At 68.1% G+C, this 14416-nt stretch carries 20 protein-coding genes and 1 pseudogene; 8 read left to right on the top strand and 13 right to left on the bottom strand.

Annotated features, from left to right (window positions below; translation table 11 throughout):
• From I0Q12_RS34085 to I0Q12_RS27460, 7 genes and pseudogenes are all read right to left on the bottom strand, one after another.
• A pseudogene (locus I0Q12_RS34085) lies at nt 1-299 on the bottom strand (oxidoreductase); the annotation flags it as partial.
• A 62-nt stretch (nt 300-361) separates the two neighbouring features.
• On the bottom strand, nt 362-1408 hold the full coding sequence (locus I0Q12_RS27485) for an alpha/beta fold hydrolase (RefSeq protein WP_197256595.1): 1047 nt from the start codon (nt 1406-1408) through the stop codon (nt 362-364).
• A 38-nt stretch (nt 1409-1446) separates the two neighbouring features.
• Nucleotides 1447-2349 (bottom strand): diiron oxygenase, encoded by a 903-nt coding sequence (locus I0Q12_RS27480; protein ID WP_197256592.1) that lies wholly within the window; start codon nt 2347-2349, stop codon nt 1447-1449.
• A gap of 80 nt (nt 2350-2429) precedes the next feature.
• Complete coding sequence (locus tag I0Q12_RS27475; RefSeq protein ID WP_197256590.1) at nt 2430-2720, bottom strand: DUF2516 family protein; 291 nt, start codon at nt 2718-2720, stop codon at nt 2430-2432.
• A 127-nt stretch (nt 2721-2847) separates the two neighbouring features.
• On the bottom strand, nt 2848-3663 hold the full coding sequence (locus I0Q12_RS27470) for a heparin-binding hemagglutinin (RefSeq protein ID WP_197256588.1): 816 nt from the start codon (nt 3661-3663) through the stop codon (nt 2848-2850).
• A 1-nt stretch (nt 3664) separates the two neighbouring features.
• Nucleotides 3665-4174 carry a helix-turn-helix domain-containing protein gene (locus tag I0Q12_RS27465; RefSeq protein WP_197256586.1) on the bottom strand — a complete coding sequence of 170 codons (510 nt, stop codon included), beginning with the start codon at nt 4172-4174 and terminating at the stop codon, nt 3665-3667.
• A gap of 60 nt (nt 4175-4234) precedes the next feature.
• Nucleotides 4235-5506, bottom strand: coding sequence for a DUF445 domain-containing protein (locus I0Q12_RS27460; protein ID WP_197256584.1), 1272 nt, complete (start codon nt 5504-5506; stop codon nt 4235-4237).
• A gap of 226 nt (nt 5507-5732) precedes the next feature.
• On the opposite strand from I0Q12_RS27460, the gene I0Q12_RS27455 reads away from it, so the two are divergent.
• From I0Q12_RS27455 to I0Q12_RS27445, 3 genes are read left to right on the top strand one after another with little or no spacing between them, the layout of a single operon-like run.
• A complete protein-coding gene (locus I0Q12_RS27455) occupies nt 5733-6380 on the top strand; it encodes a TetR/AcrR family transcriptional regulator (RefSeq protein WP_248673181.1) in 648 nt (215 codons plus the stop codon).
• Between the two features lie 40 nt (nt 6381-6420).
• Nucleotides 6421-6780: a DUF4873 domain-containing protein gene (locus I0Q12_RS27450; protein WP_197256580.1), complete on the top strand. Its 360-nt coding sequence runs from the start codon at nt 6421-6423 to the stop codon at nt 6778-6780.
• A 30-nt stretch (nt 6781-6810) separates the two neighbouring features.
• Entirely contained in the window at nt 6811-7674 is an 864-nt protein-coding gene (locus tag I0Q12_RS27445) for a polyphosphate kinase 2 family protein (protein WP_197256578.1), read from the top strand.
• A gap of 33 nt (nt 7675-7707) precedes the next feature.
• Here I0Q12_RS27445 and I0Q12_RS27440 read toward each other — a convergent pair whose 3' ends face one another.
• Nucleotides 7708-7929, bottom strand: a complete 222-nt coding sequence (locus tag I0Q12_RS27440; protein ID WP_197256576.1) for a hypothetical protein — start codon at nt 7927-7929, stop codon at nt 7708-7710.
• Nucleotides 7930-8060: 131 nt separating this feature from the next.
• Between I0Q12_RS27440 and I0Q12_RS27435 the strand changes: the two genes are divergently transcribed.
• Nucleotides 8061-8615 (top strand): DUF6328 family protein, encoded by a 555-nt coding sequence (locus I0Q12_RS27435; protein ID WP_197256574.1) that lies wholly within the window; start codon nt 8061-8063, stop codon nt 8613-8615.
• A gap of 74 nt (nt 8616-8689) precedes the next feature.
• Here I0Q12_RS27435 and I0Q12_RS27430 read toward each other — a convergent pair whose 3' ends face one another.
• Nucleotides 8690-9556 carry an SDR family oxidoreductase gene (locus tag I0Q12_RS27430; protein ID WP_197256572.1) on the bottom strand — a complete coding sequence of 289 codons (867 nt, stop codon included), beginning with the start codon at nt 9554-9556 and terminating at the stop codon, nt 8690-8692.
• A gap of 74 nt (nt 9557-9630) precedes the next feature.
• Between I0Q12_RS27430 and I0Q12_RS27425 the strand changes: the two genes are divergently transcribed.
• The gene (locus tag I0Q12_RS27425; RefSeq protein ID WP_197256570.1) at nt 9631-10629 is read left to right on the top strand and encodes an iron-containing redox enzyme family protein; all 999 of its coding nucleotides are present in this window, start codon (nt 9631-9633) and stop codon (nt 10627-10629) included.
• 38 nt (nt 10630-10667) lie between these two features.
• Here the strand turns inward: I0Q12_RS27425 and I0Q12_RS27420 are convergent, their stop codons facing one another.
• The gene (locus I0Q12_RS27420) at nt 10668-11048 is read right to left on the bottom strand and encodes a DUF5709 domain-containing protein (protein WP_197256568.1); all 381 of its coding nucleotides are present in this window, start codon (nt 11046-11048) and stop codon (nt 10668-10670) included.
• A gap of 216 nt (nt 11049-11264) precedes the next feature.
• On the opposite strand from I0Q12_RS27420, the gene I0Q12_RS27415 reads away from it, so the two are divergent.
• A complete protein-coding gene (locus I0Q12_RS27415; protein ID WP_197256566.1) occupies nt 11265-11420 on the top strand; it encodes a DUF6131 family protein in 156 nt (51 codons plus the stop codon).
• Nucleotides 11421-11426: 6 nt separating this feature from the next.
• On the opposite strand, the gene I0Q12_RS27410 is transcribed toward I0Q12_RS27415, so the two are convergent.
• The 3 genes from I0Q12_RS27410 to I0Q12_RS27400 are packed head-to-tail and all read right to left on the bottom strand — an operon-like array spanning nt 11427 to nt 12593.
• The gene (locus I0Q12_RS27410; protein WP_197256655.1) at nt 11427-11582 is read right to left on the bottom strand and encodes a CDGSH iron-sulfur domain-containing protein; all 156 of its coding nucleotides are present in this window, start codon (nt 11580-11582) and stop codon (nt 11427-11429) included.
• A gap of 46 nt (nt 11583-11628) precedes the next feature.
• Nucleotides 11629-12291 carry a HemK2/MTQ2 family protein methyltransferase gene (locus tag I0Q12_RS27405; RefSeq protein WP_197256564.1) on the bottom strand — a complete coding sequence of 221 codons (663 nt, stop codon included), beginning with the start codon at nt 12289-12291 and terminating at the stop codon, nt 11629-11631.
• 35 nt (nt 12292-12326) lie between these two features.
• Entirely contained in the window at nt 12327-12593 is a 267-nt protein-coding gene (locus tag I0Q12_RS27400) for a hypothetical protein (protein WP_197256562.1), read from the bottom strand.
• An 80-nt stretch (nt 12594-12673) separates the two neighbouring features.
• Here I0Q12_RS27400 and I0Q12_RS27395 point away from each other — a divergent pair, with 80 nt between their 5' ends.
• Nucleotides 12674-13525 (top strand): aldo/keto reductase, encoded by an 852-nt coding sequence (locus I0Q12_RS27395; protein ID WP_197256559.1) that lies wholly within the window; start codon nt 12674-12676, stop codon nt 13523-13525.
• Between the two features lie 42 nt (nt 13526-13567).
• Nucleotides 13568-14227 carry a transcriptional repressor LexA gene (lexA, locus tag I0Q12_RS27390; RefSeq protein ID WP_248673164.1) on the top strand — a complete coding sequence of 220 codons (660 nt, stop codon included), beginning with the start codon at nt 13568-13570 and terminating at the stop codon, nt 14225-14227.
• Nucleotides 14228-14416 lie beyond the last annotated feature (189 nt).

Raw genomic sequence — 14416 nt, 5'->3', positions numbered from 1 at the left:
CGTTCGATCAGCCCGGCGACGACCGCACATACCGCGAGCAGCACCGACATGCCGACGAACAGCGCCGGCTTGTCGGCGGTGCCGAACGTACCGATCGCGAATTCGCGGGCCCAGGCGGGTGCCCGATCGACGGTCGTGCCGCCGACCGCGAAGAACGGGGACGCGTCCGGATCGGTCGCTGCGGCCAGCAGCTCACCGACCCCGAGGACGAGGAGGACCGCGACAACGCCGGTCGCCGCCCGCGAGAGCACCCCCGGCGAGCCGGTGCTCGGTGGTCGGGTGCTCGGCGGTGTGGCCATGGCGATCCTCCGGTGGGTCACCGAGGGTTCGGACCCGCAGCCCCGTCGGATGGGCCGGCGGTTCAGCCGCGGACGAGGCGGCCGGCGCGTTCGAACAGATGCTGCAGTTCGGAGTTGAACACGTCGATCGCCTCGACCGAGCTCATGTGCCCGATGCCGTCGACGACGACGAGATGCTCGAGGTGGCCGGCTTCGTCGAGTTCTGCGGCGAGTCGATGCGCGTGGCTCGGCGGGGTGAGCCGGTCGGCGGTGCCCACGAGGACGGTCGTCGGGACGGTGAGGTTCGCCAGACCGTGGTGGACGTCGAGGGCGCTGAGCGCGACACCCCAGCCACCGCGGGTGCGGGGCGGGCAGCCGAGCACGATCTTCTCGCAGAACGCGACCGCGGCGGGGGTCGCGGTCGGTGACAGAGCGACGTACTTGAGTGCGCGGGTCGTGACCGGAGACGCGACGAGCGGCACGGTGGCACCCATCAACCGGCGTGCGACGGGCACCGGCACGCGGGGGGCGCGCTGCGGCAGCGGCACGATCGTCGACGCCGCGACCAGATTGTCCATGCCGGTACTCGCGAGCAGGACGCCCGAGACCCGGTCGCGCACCTGCTCGGGATGCCGTTCCGCCCACGCCATGATGCTGATACCGCCCATGCTGTGACCGGCGAGCACCGCCGTGCGGCCGGCCGGGACGGTCGCGGCGAGCACCGCGGCGAGGTCGTCCGCGAGCACGTCGGGCCCGAAGACGCGGCTGCCGACGTCGCTGCGCCCGTGTCCCCGCTGGTCGTAGACGACAACGCGGTACTTCTCGGCGAACGCGTTGATCTGCGGTGTCCAGAATTCGGTGGAGCAGGTCCAGCCGTGGCTCAGCACGAGGACGTCGGCGTCGGGATCGCCGTAGGCGCGGACGTGCAGGCGCGCACCGTCGTCCGTGACGACCTCGACCTCGTCGTGCAGGACCTGCGGTTCCGCCAGCAGGGCTTCGCTGGGATCCCCGACCGCCACGACGCTCCGGGCTGCCGCGTTCCTGCGGCGGGCAGCCACGGCTCCGAGTGCGGCACCGGTGGTGACGAGTCCGGCGACCGCGAGCGCGGTCCGACGTGAAGGCTTCTTCACCTGTGTTCTTCTCCGATCTGGTCCGGCGGTACTTCTGGTCAGAGGATGTGCGCGCGGCGCAGCAGCGCGGTCGAGGGGCCGCCGATCAGCCCCACCCCGTCGAGGAATTCGACGGTGCGGCGCGAGGCGTTGCGGATCCGGTCGTGGTAGTGGGCATTGCTCCGGGCCGCGGCCCTGGCCTCGTCGACGTCCAGGCCCGCCGCCGCGTAGACGCGCGGGTTCACCAGGTTCGTGACGATGAAATACGCGGAGACTCCGAGGTGCATCCTGATCCAGGCCCGTTCGGCGCGGGACGCGTCGCGCATCCGGCGGGCCGTCTCCTCGCGGGCGTAGCGGATGTGCCGGGATTCCTCGATCACGTGGATCCGGCTCACGGTTCGCGTGATGGGCTGGACGCGCTCGTCGCGCATGAAGTCGCGCTGCATCGCGTCGAGGATCTCCTCGGCGAACAGTGCCCCGCCGAAGGCGAGTGCGCCGCCGGCCACGGCCTTGAAGGCGCGTCCGGATTCGCGGACCCAGCGCGGCGGCCGGTACGAGGGGATGCCGAAATGCTGCGCGGATCGGGCGAACATCGTCGAGTGCCGGCATTCGTCGGCGATCTCGGTGAGGCCGAACTGCACGTAGGGCGTCGCGGGGTCGTGCCGGTAGAGATCCCGGACGAGCATTTGCATGAGGATCATCTCGAACCAGATCCCGGTGCCCGCGATGCTGGCGGCTTCGTGCCGGGTCAGGATGAGGCGCTGGTCCTCGGTCATGCGGTCCCACAGCTCGGTGCCGTAGAGACTGGACCATTCGGGACTCATGCCGTACTTGTCCGGCGGGATCGGAGCGTCCCAGTCGATCTCGATCCCGGGATCGAAGGACGAGCGTGAAGCGGATTCGAGCAGCCGCGCGGCGGTGTCCTGCCGGTCACCGGTGCGGAAGGGTCGGGTGAGCGTCACGGCGATCACCTCGTCTCGGAAATTTAGCCGTAACTCCGAGTGTCACTATCTTGCCGTCCGGTGTCAAGGGACGGCAGGGGTCACCAGCGCGGGCGCTGCACCTCTTCCACGCGCGGCCGTACGTCCACCAGGTACACGCACACCGCGACGACCCCGACGATGCCCAGCATCCCGATGGCCCCGAACAGGAACAGCACGACCAGCGCCACGGCGAGGATCCCGACCCACACCGGCTTGGTGAGCTTGTCGACGGCGGGGAATGCTTCCGCCGGCTGACGCACCGCGTGGACGAGCGCGAACACCGCCCCTGCGATCGCGAGGATCTGCAGAGCGAAGAGGATCAGACCGGCGAGAGAATCGACATTCGGCACGCCTCCATCCTACGAGCATCGGCTCCCGTGCACTGGGCACGGGAGCCGATGCTCTGTGTTCTCACGGGAGCCGATGCTCCGTGTTCTACAGGAGATGTTCCGCGTTCTACCGGAGAGAAGCCTTAGATCAGGCGCCGGTGGTCTTGCGCGGGGCCGCCTTCTTGGCCGGGGCCTTCGCCGCGGTCTTGGCGGGCGCCTTGGCCGCGGTGGCCTTGGCGGCAGGCTTCGCCGGAGCAGCCTTCTCCGTCACGGACTTGGCCGCCTCGTCCACCTCCACAGCGGCGGCCTCGACGCGGTCGGCAGCCTCGTCGGCAACCTCTTCGGCCTGGTCCGCGATCTCGAGAACCCGCAGCGCAGCCTCGTCGCCGGCGTCGGCGATGGCGTCGCCGACCTCCGAGGCGGTCTCGGAGATGCGGCCGGCAGCGAGACCGGCGAGCTTCGCGGCCCGCTCACCGACGGCGCGGGTCTGACGGGCGACGGTGCCGAGGGCGTCCTCGGTCAGGTCGACGGCGTCACCGAACGCAGCCTCGGCGCGCTCGAGGCCCTCTTCGACCGCGGGCTGCTTGCGGAGGCGCTCGACGGTCTCCTCGCCACGTTCCGCGAGCGAGGTGTACAGGTCGGACGCGACCTTCAGGTACGCCTCGGCGACCTTGCGCAGCTCCTCGGGGCTGAACTTCTCGCGCAGTTCCGCGAGTTCCTCGGGCAGCTCGGACGGCAGCCCCGCGAGACGCTCGCGCAGCGATTCGACGGTCTCGGTCAGGTCGCCGGGCAGGGCGAGAAGCTTCTCGCGGGCGCTGTCCACGCGCTCGTTGACGTCGGCCCGGTTGGTTTCGGCGCGCTCACGCACCTGAGCGACGACGTCTGCGACGGCCTGGACGACGGCGTCGCCCGCGCCGACTGCGGCGTAGAGGGAATTGCGGATGGAGACATTGGGATCGGTCATGTCATTTCTCCTGTTCATGGGGGTCGGTCTCGTACCGGTCGGCGGTCCCGGACTTCGCGTCCGGCGCCGGCCCGGGCGGGGCGGACTCGTTCTCGCGACAGAACGAGTCGTAGATGTCGAGCAGGACCTGCTTCTGCCGCTCGGTGAGAGCGGAATCGGCAAGCAGCGCGTCACGTACCGCGCTCTGCGGGCGCTGCTCGAGAATCCCGGCCCGCACGTAGAGAACCTCCGCGGACAACCGGAGGCCCTTCGCGATCTGCCCGAGCACCTCCGCGGAGGGCTTGCGGAGCCCACGTTCGATCTGACTGAGATAGGGATTGCTGACGCCGGCGAGCTGCGACAACTGCCGCAACGACACCTGCGCCGCCTCGCGCTGGGCGCGGATGAACCCGCCGATGTCCTGTGCTGCGGAGTTGACGACTCGCGACGCGAGATCGCTCGGTCCGCCGGTTCCGGATCCCTCACCGTCCGGGCTCTCGACCGGCGCGGTGTCCCCTTCGTTCGTGGGCATGACTTCAGCATACGAGCAGGTGCTAGCTACAGCAAGCACTCTGCTAGCAAGTGAGGGACCTCACGAGAACAGCAGCTGGGACACGGTGTAGATGGCCAGACCCGCGAGCGACCCGACGACCGTGCCGTTGATGCGGATGAACTGCAGATCCCGTCCGACGGCCAGCTCGATCTTGCGGCTCGCCTCGTCGGCGTCCCAGCGCTCGACGGTTTCCCGGATCACCGCGGTGATCTCGTCGGCGTAGTTCGCGGCGATGTAGCGGGCACCGTCGAGCAGCCAGCCGTCGACCTTGCCGCGCAGTTCGTCGTCGTCGCGTAGCCGCGCCCCGAGGTGCATGACGTTCTCGGCGACCTTCGTGCGCAGGGTGCTGTTCGGATCGTCGACGGATTCGAGGATCATGCGCTTGGCGGTCCGCCACGTGGCGGCCGCGAGCTGGGTCACCTCGTCCCGTCCCATGATCTCCGCCTTGACGCGTTCGGCCTTGGCGATCGTGGCCGGATCGGTCTGCAGGTCGCGCGCGTAGTCGGCGAGGAACTTGTTGGCGGCGAGCCGGACCTCGTGGGTCGGGTTGGACCGGACCTTCCAGGTGAATTCGACGAGTTCGCGGTGGATCTTCTCGCCGAGCAGCATGTCGACGAACTTCGGCGACCACGACGGCGAGTCCCGCGAGATGATCCGGTCGATGGTCTCCTGGCTGCCCAGCGCCCATTGGTGGGCCCGTTCGGCGAGCATGTCGATCAGCGGCAGGTGACGCTCCTCGGCGATGAGCTCGGTCAGCACCCGGCCGATCGGCGGCCCCCACTCGGGCTCGGCGATGCGCTTGACGATCGTGTGGTCGATGACCTGCTGGATGTCCTCCTCACGCAGCACCGTCACGATGCCGCGCAGCACCGTCGACGTCTCCTGCGCGACCCGCTGCGCGTTCGCGGGCTGGGCCATCCAGCCCCCGAGCCGCAGCGGGATCTGCGCAGACTCGATCTTCGCGGACACGACGTCCGGAGCCAGGAAGTTGGTGCCCACGAACGAACTCAGGCTCGCCCCGAGCTGGTCCTTCTTCTTCTTGATGATCGCGGTGTGGGGCACCGGGACACCGAGGGGATGCCGGAACAGGGCCGTCACGGCGAACCAGTCGGCGAGGGCACCGACCATGCCCGCTTCCGAGGCCGCTCGCACGTAACCGACCCACTCGCCGGCACCCCGGGTTTCCTGCCAGCGGCAGAACAGATACACCACCGTGGCGAACACCAGGAATCCGGTGGCCACCACCTTCATCCGGCGGAGATCAGCGCGCTTGGCGGCATCGTCGTTGGTGAGAAGTTGCACCTTCGCCATTGTGCCGAAACCGGACGGACACCCGCGGGACGTGCCGCGACACGAAGCGGCTCGCCGTAGACTGAGCCGACGATCGAAACCGAACGGATGTGCCAACCCAGTGCCCAGCAAAAGCGCGCCCTCGCCGACCACGACCCCGGAATCACCAGCGTCCACAGCATCCCCAGCGCCGCAACCGGCGCCCGCCAAGCAGGACGGACGCAAACGCCGGTGGCACGAGCACAAGATCGCGCGGCGCGAGGAGCTCGTCGACGGCACGATCGCCGCGATCCGGGTACGCGGCCACGACATCGGGATGGACGAGATCGCCGCGGAGATCGGCGTCTCCAAGACGGTTCTGTACCGCTACTTCACGGACAAGAACGATCTGACGACCGCAACGATGATGCGGTACGTCGAGCGGATCCTGGCGCCGAGGATCTACGCGGCCGTCGGCGAGGATCTCGACGAGTACGAACTGACCCGGGTTGCGATCGCCGCGTACGTCGAGACCGTTGCCTCCGACCCGGAGGTCTACCTGTACGTGATGAGCAACAGCTCGTCGGCGAGCCGCGATGTCGTGGCCGATTCCGAGCGGATGATCGCCGAGCTGGTGGCGACCGTCCTCGGTGAGCGCCTGCGGTTGCTGGAGATGGATTCGGGGGGATCGGTGCCGTGGGCCTACGGAATCGTCGGCGGAATCCAGCTCGCGACGCACTGGTGGATCTCGAACAAGTCGATGACCGCGGAAGATCTCATCGACTACCTGACGATGATGACGTGGGGCGGCTTGACCGGCATCGCATCGGCGGCCGGCTCGCCCGTCAGGTTCAAGTCCCAGCCGCATCCGCTCCGGCGCGACGACCGGGAGGAAAGCGACGAAGTCGCGGAGTGACCATTTTCACGTAACTTCGGGTTACGTGTAAAATCGGGTCATGTCCGAGGGATTCCGAGGCCGCGCGGAGGTCGCCGTCGCCGGCAGGCAGGTCGTCGTCGACGTCGAACTCGCCGACTGGTTCGATCCGATCAGTGGTCGGCACCGCTGGCGCGGCCGGCTGCGCGACCTGGCGTCCGCGTTCGCTCCGGACGCTCCGCCGTCCACCGGCACCGAGCTGACGCTGACGCTTCTCGACCCGGACCACGCTGCCACCGCGACCGCCCGCGTGACCGACATCGATCTGTGGGGCAGCCACATGATCGACGGCATTTCGCCGCCGCCCTATCCGGTCGGACCCGACGAACTCGATCTGCCGGACGACGACACCTTCGGCGACACTCACCCCGAACACCGCTGACGACGGCCGGCGTGTGGCACGCTTCGTGCCATGTCGAAGGACGCCGAGAACAGCCCGTGGACGATTCCTGCCACCGAGGCACTGCGGGCCGGCCCGCACACCCGCGTCGCCGAAATCGACGCGGACGCCACCCCGGGGTTCGAGGGCGACAAGGAACTCGGCACACGCCTTCTCGAGGAACGCGGCGCGTACCTGTCGGACCTGCAGGAGAAGCTGTTCGCGAACGGCCGCTCGGGTGACCGGCGATCGGTACTGCTGGTGCTGCAGGGCATGGACACCGCCGGCAAGGGCGGAATGGTGCGCCACGTCATCGGGCACGTCGACCCGCAGGGGGTCGACCACGCCTCGTTCGGGGTCCCCACGCCGGAGGAGAAGCAGCACCACTACCTGTGGCGGATCCACAAGGCACTGCCCCGCGCCGGGCAGATCGGCGTGTTCGACCGCTCGCACTACGAGGACGTGCTCGTCGTGCGCGTGCACAATCTGGTCCCGGAGAAGGTCTGGAGCACCCGATACGACGAGATCAACCAGTTCGAACGGGAAATCGTCGACAGCGGGACCACGATCGTGAAGGTCGCCATGTTCGTCTCGCTCGACGAACAGAAAAAGCGCCTGGCCGAGCGCCTCGAGCGCCCGGACAAGCACTGGAAGTACAACCCGTCGGACGTCACCGAACGCGCCTTGTGGCCCGAGTATCAGGAGGCGTACCAGGCGATGCTCGACAAGACCAACACCGATTACGCGCCGTGGTACGTCATCCCGTCCAACCGCAAGTGGTTCAGCCGCATCGCGGTCGGCGAACTCCTGATCGACGCGCTCGAACGCCTCGATCTGGACTGGCCCGCAGCACAGTTCGACGTCGAACTCGAAAAACAGCGCCTGGCGCAGTCCTGAGGGCTGCGCCAGGCCGATCGGGTCGGCTCCGGGTCAGAACAACTTGGGCGTTACCCGGTGCACCTTGTGGTCGTGATGGATCGTGCCTCCGATCATCGCCATCGCGATTCCGGCAACGACGAGGGTGCTGATCCCGGCGACGATTGCCGGTCCGGTGTGGCCGTATCCCGCCGCAAGCAGGAACAGGGCGAGGCATGCGATCGCAAGCAACCCGAGGGTGTATCCCGCCCAGGCGACGAAGAGGTTGAGTTTCATACGACACTCCTTCCGCAAGGACGAATACCTGGTCCGGTGCTGCCGACGGTACCCCACGGTGATCCGCGTCACAAGGTTGCGAAACGCGCACATCGCCCCTGCTGAGCCGGGCAGCATGGCAGTTTTGACTGATGACGCGTTCCAACCCGTTCGAGGACGAGGACGAGCCACCCGAGACCACGTACTCGCGCCGCTACGAGAGCGACGCCCAACAACTCGACCGGAACTGGTCCAGCCTGCTGCAGGAACTGCGTGTCGTCCAGACCGGCGTGCAACTGCTCACCGGCTTCCTCCTGACCCTGCCGTTCCAGAACGCCTTCAGCGCCCTGTCGAGGAACGAGAAGGGCATCTATCTGATCACCGTCCTCGCCTCGATTGCGGCGACCATCCTCCTCGTCGCGCCGGTCAGCATGCATCGGCTCCTCTTCCGGCGTAGGCAACTGGACCGGCTGGTGCTCACCGCGCACAGGTTCGCACTCGCCGGGCTGCTCCTGCTCGGGGTGTCGATGACCGGGGTCGCCATGCTCGTGGTCGGGCTCGTGATCAACTCGACCGCGGCGACCGTCGCCGGAGTGTGCACCGCCGCGCTGTTCATCGCGATCTGGATCCTCTACCCGTGGCGCTTCCGCCGTCGCGCCAGGCGGCACCCCGACCCGAAGCAGAGCGAGGAGCACCGGAACGAGTAGCGGGATGCACCGACCGCACCGCGGGCGGCATCGATCGACCGCACCGCGGTCAGCATCGATCGACCGCACCGCGGTCAGCCGGGTAGCGTCTCGCCCCCGATCGGCGCCAGCACCTCACCGCTGTAGTACGACGACATCGTGTTCGACGCGAAGAACACGTAGGACGGTGCGATCTCGTCGGGTTGCGCCGCGCGCCCGTACGGCGCCTGCTTGCCGAAGTCCGCGACCTTCTCCTCGTCCATGGTGGCGGGGATCAGCGGAGTCCACACCGGCCCCGGAGCGACGCAGTTCACGCGGATTCCTCTGTCCTGCAACGCCTGTGCGAGCGAATAGGTCAGCGCCAGCACAGCCCCCTTGGTGGCTGCGTAGTCGATGAGGGACTTGTTGCCGCGCAGCCCGTTGATCGAGGAGGTGTTGATGATCGACGATCCGGACGGCAGGTGGTCGAGCGCGGCCTTCGTGACGTGATAGAAGCTGTCGATGTTCACCGCGAACGTGCGGCGCCACTGCGCTTCGTCGAGATCGGCGAAGTCGTCGACCGGCTCCTGGTAGGCCACGTTGTTCACCAGGATCTGCAGGCCACCGAGTCGAGCGGCCGCCTCGGACACCACCTCCCGGCAGTGCGCCGGATCGGCGAGATCGCCCCGGAACAGGTGGCAGTCGCACCCTTCCCGCCGCACCAGCTCCGCGGTGTGCTCGGCGTCCCGGTCCTCCTCGAGGTACGCGATGGCGATGTCCGCGCCTTCCTTGGCGAACGCGACCGCGACCGCGCGGCCGATCCCCGAGTCCCCGCCGGTGATCAGCGCCTTGCGCCCTTCGAGCAGTCCGCGACCGCGGTATCCGCGCATCTCGTCCCTGGGCTCGTCGGCCATGTCCGCGGTTTCGCCGGGATAGTCGATCGTGTGCGGAGGATGTACATGTTCCTGGTCATCGCTGCTCATGACCGGCGGATACCCGCCGCTGCCCGGTTCACACCCGACGGTTTCCTTCCGCCCCGCTCCGGGTATCCGCGACCATGCGTTCTCCAGCTGCCGCCCCGCTGCCGCGGCCGCGCGGGCCGATTTCCGATGCGGTCGTCACCCGGCTCACCGGGACACCGGACGAGTCACCGTGGCCGCATCCACCCGCCGACGTGGACCCGTACGGCGACGACGTGCAATTGGCGCTGACGGTGCTCTACGAACTGCACTACCGGGGATTCCCCGAGGTCGATCCCGGTTGGGAGTGGGCGCCGGGTCCGCTCGGTGTGCGCGCCGCGCTCGAACGGTCGTTCCTGGACCGGCTGCGCGCCGATGTCCCGGGAGGTACGGATGTCGACGCAACCTTCGACGCGGTGTGCCGCGAGCCCCGCGACGCCTGGAGCGTGTCCCACCACCTGGCCGAGCAGGGCACGTGGTCGCAGCTGCGGGAGTACTTCGTGCACCGGTCCATCTACCAGCTCAAGGAAGCCGATCCGCAGGCCTGGGCCATTCCGCGCCTCACCGGCCGGGCCAAGGCGACGCTGGTGGCCGTCGAATTCGACGAGTACGGCGCGGGGCACCACGACCGTGTGCACGCGCAGTTGTTCGCCGATCTGATGGTCGCGGCCGGATTGGACGACACCTATCTGGGATATCTCGACCGCGTGCCGGCGCTCACCCTGGCACCGGTGAACTTCATGTCGATGTGTGCCCTGCATCGCTCCCGCATCGGCATGCTCGTCGGCCAGTTCGCGGCCGCCGAGATGACGACAGGTCCGAGTGCGCGCCGGATGGTGCAGGCACTCGAACGCCTGGATGCCGCCCCGGAATGCGTCCGGTTCTACACCGAGCACGTCGAGGCGGATGCGGTGCACGAGCTGGTGTTACGACACGACGTCGTCGGGGACCTGCTCGACCGCGATCCGGATGCGGCCGGTGATGTGGTCTTCGGGGCGGAAGCCATCGAGTTCCTCGAGGGCCGGCTCGGCAGCCATCTGCTCGACCGGTGGTCCCGCGACGAGTCATCGCTGCTCGAACCGGTCGAGGCTACCTGAGACCCGTTCGGCCCCTTAGCCGTTCAGCGCCTCTCCGTTCAGCCTCTCTCGAGGTCGTCCTCGTCGACGACGTGCACGGCCGCTTCCTCGGCTCCGGCTCCCCCACCGTCGATTCCGACGTCCTCGGCGACGAGTTCGGCTTCGGTGTCCTCGCCCGTCCCCTCGTCCGGCGCGACGAGCCGGCCCGCGCGGGCGGTGTCGGCACCGCCCGAGCCCGTATCGGGTTCCTCTTCCGCGAGGCGGGATTCGAGGTCGTCGTGCGGTTCGAGACCGACGGGGCGCTCGGGCGGTGAGATCCCTTCGTCCAGAACGTCGTCGACACCGCGATCGACGAGGGTGTCCTCGGGCTGCAACTGATCTTCGTCGTCGACGCTGTACTCACCGGGGACGCTCGCCCCGGGGTTCTCCGAAGTAGGCATGCTTCGACCATGCCACCGTTCGCCCGGTTGCGCCATGTTCGCGTATTGCACTGCCTGTGGATTGCGATGCGGGAACAGATATCCGATGTGGTCGGGCGGCATCCGGGTGACCGTCGACGAGTCGGTACTCGACGGTTTGAATTGCCGGGATCGGGGTATTCTCCCCCATCGTCCGAGCCGATTCGAGCACGGGCACCGACAGCAAGGTAGACGATCATGATCATCCTCGGCCTGATCCTTCTGGTGGTCGGATTCCTGACCGGGATCTCGATCCTGTGGACGCTCGGTATCATCCTCCTCGTGGTGGGCGTCATTCTGGCATTGCTCGGCGCCACCGGACGGGCCGTCGGCGGCCGCAGGCACTGGTACTGACTCTTCTCACCGCCGGGGCGCGCGAGCGCTCCGGCGGTGACTGGTGTCGCACAACGGATAGATGCCGCTGCGATGGCAGCGGCACACCGCGACCACGAACCGATCGGACGTCACCTCGGTGCCGTCCTCACCCACGATCCGCACCGGTCCCTCGACGAGCATGGGACCGCCCGGCACCAGCCGGACGGTCCGCACATCCACCCGCGTGTCATCCCGTGTGTTCCGGTCGGTCGGCACGGATCACCACCACTTCCTCGGTCTCGATTTCGGTCTCGTTCTCGACTGTGAGAACGGAAGCGTCTGCCGCAGAATCGTTTCGAAGCTGCTTCAGATATTCGGTTCGACTTCGCATCACGGGGCCGAACGGTATGCGCTCCCGCGCGACCACGGTGGCCTTCGCGCCCCCGGCGCGCAGCATCTCCAAGGTGGTGTCCACGCCGGTGAACTCCGAGTGCACGACGAGCGCGAATCCTCCGGGCCTCAACAGCTTCGGGATCTCCCGGCACAGCGGGTCGACGACGGAACGCCCGTCCGGGCCGGCATCCCAGCGCGGATCGTAGGCTCCACCGGGCGCCGGCACGTAGGGCGGATTCGAGACGATCACGTCGAACGGCGCGAGCCTGTGCGCAACGCCGAGGCCCCCGCGAAGCACCCGGATGGGCAGTCGCCGCGACCACGCGTTGAGCCGAGCGGTGAACACCGCGCGGGGCGCGATGTCCAGTGCCGTCACCGATTCGGCACCCGCTCGCGCCGCCGTGACCGCCAGGATTCCGGTGCCGGTACAGAAGTCGAGGACCTTTGCACCCGGCGGCGGGCCGGCGGAACCGTAGGCTTGCGCCAGCAGCCACGAATCCTCTTGCGGCCGATACACTCCCGGCATTCTCCACAACATGTCGGGTCGCACCACTACAGCACTCCGGGTTCGTGGGTGGACGTGCCACCGGATCCGCCGAGCCGACGACTTCGGAAGTTGAGCACGATCATCACTGCCCCCACGACGATCAGGGCGACGGCAACGATCGTTCCGACAGCCGTCCAGCCTTCGAAACCGCCACCGGCGGCCGTCAGGACCAGAGCTATCGCGGCGACGCCTGCCAGGACGCACACATACCCGGCCCATCCTGCGAACCGGCTTCCCGTCGTGGAGCGACCGCGATTCGTTGTATTCGCCATGCGGGCGGTTACCCGGCCGCACGGACAACGAAACCGGGCATCCGGGGAACAAGATTCCGGGTCCGGTCGTTGGTCCGGGCATGACTGTTGCGAACCCGGTACCGAATGTGACTCTCGACGACGGAAACTCGATCCCGCAGATCGGGTTCGGGGTGTGGCAGGTGCCCGACGACGAGTGCTTCACCGCGGTCACCAGCGCTCTGACCATCGGATATCGCAGTATCGACACGGCTGCGATCTACGGGAACGAGGTCGGTACCGGCCGGGCGATCGCGGCGGCGGGAGTACCGCGCGACGAACTGTTCGTCACCACCAAGCTGTGGAACAGCGCGGACGGTCCGTGGACCCGGGACCGCGTGTTCACCGAGTTCGACGCGTCCCTCGACCGTTTGGGGCTGGACTATGTGGACCTGTATCTGATCCACTGGCCGCGGCCGATGCGTGAGGACTATCGAACGATCTGGCAGGCGTTCACCGAGTTGAAGGCCGACGGTCGTGCCCGGTCGATCGGTGTGTCCAACTTCCAGCCGGAGCAGTTGCGAACGATCATCGCGGACACCGGCGTGGTGCCGGTGATCAATCAGATCGAGGTACATCCGGATTTCGCGCAGACCGAACTGCGGCGGGTGCACGACGAACTCGGCATCGTCACCGAGGCGTGGTCGCCGCTCGGCCAGGGCCGTGGCCTGCTCGACGATCCCACCCTCGCGCGGATCGCGCTCGAGCACGACCGCTCGCCCGCGCAGGTGGTGCTCCGGTGGCATCTGCAGATCGGCAACGTGGCGATCCCGAAGTCGGTGACCCCGCACCGGATCCGGCAGAACCTGGACGTGTTCGACTTCGAACTCGATGCGGCCGAGCTCGACGCGATCTCGGCACTCGACACCGGGAACCGGCTCGGCGGCGATCCCGCCACCTTCGACGTGGGGTGACGGCCCGAGGGTCGATTCGTTCGCGCGACTACGATTCGCCGGGTGACCGATTACGACGATTTCGACATGTTCGGCGGCCTCGACGCCTCGACCCTGCCGCTGCGGCAGCAGCAGATCCTGGCGGTGATCCGGGACTGGGCAGCGGCCAACGGGTGCGCGCCGAGCACCCGGCAGATCGGGGACGCGGTGGGCCTGCGGTCGACGTCGTCGGTGTCCAAGCATCTGCGCAGTCTCGAGGACAAGGGGTTCCTGCGGCGGGGTTCGGCGGTGGCGCGTCAGCTGGACGTGCGCCCGTTCCTCGCCGCGTCGGCGCCGGCCGGGTCCGATCGGACGGTCCCGGTGCCGGTCGTCGGCGACATCGCGGCCGGCGTGCCGATCCTCGCCGAGCAGCACGCCGACGACGTGCTGGCGCTGCCGCGGGAGCTGGTCGGTTCCGGCACCGTGTTCGGGTTGCGGGTGCGCGGCGATTCCATGGTCGACGCGGCGATCTGCGACGGCGACGTCGTGGTGGTGCGGCAGCAGAGCGAGGCACATTCCGGCGAGATCGTCGCCGCGATGATCGACGGCGAGGCCACCGTCAAGGTGCTGCGCCGGCGGAACGGGCACGTGCAGCTCGAACCGCGGAATCCGGCGTATCCGGTCCTCGACGGAGATCGGGCCGTCGTGCTGGGCAAGGTGGTGTCGGTGATGCGCAGGATCTGAGCTGCCCGCCCGCGCGGACGCCGGGTGAGTTCTACGACAAGACGTAGTAAAAGGGTCCGGATCGGCCCTACCATCGGCCTGTGACCACCACTCACCCGGTGAAACGACCCAAGAGTTGGCACCAGCGCGCAGGTAAGCCCGTGCGCATCTGGCTCGCCCTGCTGATCGTCGCGGGTCTGACGCACCCGT

Source organism: Rhodococcus sp. CX (assembly GCF_015865005.1).
In the GTDB taxonomy this organism is placed as follows: Bacteria; Actinomycetota; Actinomycetes; order Mycobacteriales; family Mycobacteriaceae; genus Rhodococcus.
The sequence above is the reverse complement of the archived record's forward strand: the minus strand, read 5'-3'. Positions and strand labels throughout refer to the sequence as shown.